Raw genomic sequence first — 3,481 nt, 5'->3', positions numbered from 1 at the left:
TCCGATCACCTCGGATGGCTCGAGGTCGGCCTCCAGAAGGCGCATCCCGCGCAGCGCGGCAAGCTGGGCGCGACCGAGCTCGGTGTCGTCGGCGAGGCCGCGCAGTCGTGCCATCGTCGTGTCGCTCGGCGCGAGCCCATGCTCGTGCGAGAGACGGCCCACCGGGTACCACGACGCGTAGGTGCGATCGGCGTACGGCACGACGTCGCCGTAGGGGCCTTGTACGAGGGTGAGGGGGTGCGGCGCGCGGTACCCATTCACGATCGTCGCCGCCTTGAGGCGGTAGTTGCGTTCCACCGCGTGCTCTGCGGGGAGCAGCTGCTGCTGGTGCTCCCACGCCGCGTTCACCACGACGTCGCCGGAGAGCACGGAGGTGGTGCCGTCGTGCGATGCGACGTGGACGTGCGCGAGGCTCGAGGATTCGAGTCGCGTGGCCGTCGTCCGCGTCAGCACGCGGATGCCGGAGGTCTCCACGGCGTTGACGATGATCGCGCCCAGCGCGACGGCATCGACCGCGCGCTCTTCGGAGCGGAAGGCGCAAAGACCCGAGGCCTCGTGCGTGTGCGGGGTGGTCGCGATGACCCGCTCGATGTCGCCGCCGAGGTAGTCCCGGCCGAGCTGCGGGCGGAGTGCATCCAGGGTCGCCCGGATGCCGGCGTAGCGCTCGGCGAGCTCGTCGGCGCCGCACAGGCTGTCGGGCATCACGACGTAGTCGAAGCAGTCGGTGACGAGTTCGGCCCAGTTCATCCGCCGTCCGACCGCTTCGTCGATCGTCGAGGCGAACGAGAATGCCCCGCGAAGCATGACCTCGGCCGTCGCGAGGCCCCCGAGCGCGAACACCGGGCCGAGGTGGATCTTGCCCTCGTTCACGCGACTCGCCCGGGTCCAGAGCGCGGGCTCGGCTTCGACCAGCGTGACCTCCCAACCGCGCCGCGCCGCGAGCAGGGCGGAGACGGTGCCGAGCAGACCGCCGCCGACGACGATGATGTGGGGCATGAGCGATTCTCTCTCGAAGGAGCGGACGCGCCCACGATACCGGCCCGCGGCGCGCCGGCATGAGCAAGGCTCGTATAGTCTCGCTCCATGGTCGACGACTCATCGCTGACGGGCGGTGACCGGCTGTCGGTGCCGCCGGTGTCCGGGCCGAAGAGCAGCGGAAACGCCGGCGGACCCGAAACGGCCGTCACGGCCCCCGGCGCTGCCGTCCTGACGCCCGCTCGGGTCCTGCTGATCGTGGGCGGGCTTGCGACGCTCGCGGCGGTCGCGGTCATCGCCGTGGCGCTGGTCAGCGGGGGCGGCTCGAGTGCCGCCCCGGCGCCGAGCCCGACGGCGACGTCGAGTCCGCCGGTCACGTCGAGTCCGGAACCGGTCGAGGCGGCGCTCCTGCGGCCGACCTCGCTCTTCGATGTCGTGTGCGACGAGCTTGTGCCATCGGACCTGGCCTTCACGGTGCTCGGCGAGCAGGCGGTGCTCGTGGCCGACAGCGAGCCGTGGGATTGGACCTCAGCGGCTCTGCTGTCGACGGGCGGCCTCGACTGCGTGTGGGGACTGACATCGTCGGCAGCGGCAGTCGCAGCGACGGATCCTCTCAGCGTGGCCGTGCTTCCGGGCGCCGCCGCGGATCCGGACTCCTTGTTCCGCTACGACGGCGGATCCGCGGTGATCAACACGGCGGGCGACGCCTCCGTGTTCTCGTGTGCGGGCTACCGAGGCGGACCCGGCTGCTTCGGCGGGATGCACGTCCGCGGTGCCTGGGTCGAGGCAGGATTCTCGGTCGCGGGCGCGCCCGACAGCGCCGAGCTGAATTCACGCATGCAGGCGGTGCTCGACTCGGTGGAGCGCGCGCTTCGAAGCGCGGAGCCGGCGACGAACGCCTGGGTTCCCTCGGACGACGAGATCGGGCCGCTGCTGTGCGTCGACGGCGAGGTCGGGGAGCAGCTGCAGGCGGCCTTCGACGAGGAGCTCGTGACGTACGGGAGCGATGCGGGCGGCGCGCACGGCTTCGCGCTGTGGCGAGAGCTCGACGCCGCGTGGTGCCTCACCGGCGGAACCACCTTCGATGAGGACTCCCGGGTCGTCGTGAGCGCCAAGGCGCTGCCCGGGGGCGCATGGTCGGCGCACGGCGCCGCCGAGGTGTGGCCGAGAATGGGTTCTGTCAGCGCGGTCGAGGTGGCGGGCGCTGAGCGGGCGCGCATCTCCTGCGCCGACTCGACCTGCCGTACGGTCGTCCAGGTCGGCGAGAATGCGTACTGGTTCGAGACGAAACGCCTCGACCGCGACGACGTGATCGCGTCGCTCGGGCGCTTGTTCGAGGCCTTTGACGATGGGGCCGCGTCGGCGGGCTGACCCACGGTCTCGCGTCAGCCGGGAGCCGCGCGGGTTCCCTCAGCCGGCCGCGCGCTCGCCGAAGGCGCGGCGGTAGCTCGTCGGCGTGGTCTGCAGCGTCTTCAGGAAGTGGTGGCGCATGACCGCGGCGGTGCCGAATCCGACCATGTGGGCGATCTGCTCGAGGCCGAGGTCGCTCTCCTCCAGCAGCTGCCGCGCGCGCAGGATGCGCTGCGTGTTGAGCCAGGCCGCGGGGGTCGCGCCGACTTCGGCGCGGAAGCGCCGTGCGAACGTGCGCGTCGACATGAGCGCACGCCGGGAGAGCTGTTCGATCGCGAGGTCCTCGGCGAGGTTGTTGAGCATCCACTCGATCACGTCGGCGAGCGAGTCGTCGTGGCACTCGGCGACCGGGGTGGGGATGTACTGCGACTGCCCGCCGTCGCGCTGAGGCGGCACGACCATGCGGCGCGCGATCACGTTGGTGGCGGCCGCGCCGTGCTCGACTCGCACGACGTGGAGGGCGGCGTCGATGCCCGCCGCGGTGCCCGCCCCGGTGACCACCTTGCGGTCGTCGATGAACAGGACTTCGGGGTTGACATCGGTGCCAGGATTCTCGCGGGCCAGGCGGTCGGCGTACATCCAGTGGGTTGTCGCGCGACGGCCCTCGAGCACCCCGGCCTGCGCGAGAACGAAGGCTCCGCTGCAGACGCTGAGCACCCATGCGCCGCGGGCCTCCGCGCTGCGGATGACGTCGAGGTATCGCTCGTCGATGTCGCCGATCGCCTGGTCCGTGACGGCGACGAGGTCCGCGTCGGCGGCGACGGACAGGTCGTCGCGGATGACCATGTCGAAGCCGAGGCTCGTGCGGACGGGCCCCGGGTCGGCGGTGGCGATGGTGAAGTCGAAGGCGGGGGCGCCGCTGTCGCTGCGGTCGATCCCGAAGATCTCGCAGATGACTCCGAATTCGAAGGGCGCGACGCCAGGAATGGCGAGCAGGACGACCTTCTGCAGCACGACGCCTCCTGGCGGGAATGTGTGGAACGAGGCAATTCTGCCACGGGCGCCCGGCGGCGAAAAGCCGATGCGGCGGCCCCGATAGCCTGAAGGCATGACCTGGCTTGTCACCGGCGGTGCCGGCTACATCGGAGCGCACGTC

The 3,481-nt window shown here is 71.3% G+C and carries 3 protein-coding genes; 1 reads left to right on the top strand and 2 read right to left on the bottom strand.

The window, feature by feature from the left end; genetic code table 11:
- A partial coding sequence (locus B3S45_RS05440; protein ID WP_286717825.1) for an FAD-dependent oxidoreductase occupies nucleotides 1-996 on the bottom strand: 996 nt, incomplete at its 3' end.
- A gap of 87 nt (nucleotides 997-1,083) precedes the next feature.
- Between B3S45_RS05440 and B3S45_RS05435 the strand changes: the two genes are divergently transcribed.
- On the top strand, nucleotides 1,084-2,346 hold the full coding sequence (locus B3S45_RS05435; RefSeq protein WP_286717824.1) for a hypothetical protein: 1,263 nt from the start codon (nucleotides 1,084-1,086) through the stop codon (nucleotides 2,344-2,346).
- 39 nt (nucleotides 2,347-2,385) lie between these two features.
- Here the strand turns inward: B3S45_RS05435 and B3S45_RS05430 are convergent, their stop codons facing one another.
- Nucleotides 2,386-3,339, bottom strand: a complete 954-nt coding sequence (locus tag B3S45_RS05430; protein WP_286717822.1) for a GlxA family transcriptional regulator — start codon at nucleotides 3,337-3,339, stop codon at nucleotides 2,386-2,388.
- Nucleotides 3,340-3,481 lie beyond the last annotated feature (142 nt).

The sequence above is a fragment of the Microbacterium sp. UBA1612 genome (assembly GCF_002321605.1).
Taxonomy (GTDB): domain Bacteria; phylum Actinomycetota; class Actinomycetes; order Actinomycetales; family Microbacteriaceae; genus Microbacterium; species Microbacterium luteum.
This window is presented reverse-complemented; position numbering and strand designations above follow the sequence as displayed.

Coding starts and splice junctions, on each gene's coding strand:
- B3S45_RS05435 (WP_286717824.1), top strand. CDS start 1,084: ATGGTCGACGACTCATCGCTGACGGGCGGTGACCGGCTGTCGGTGCCG.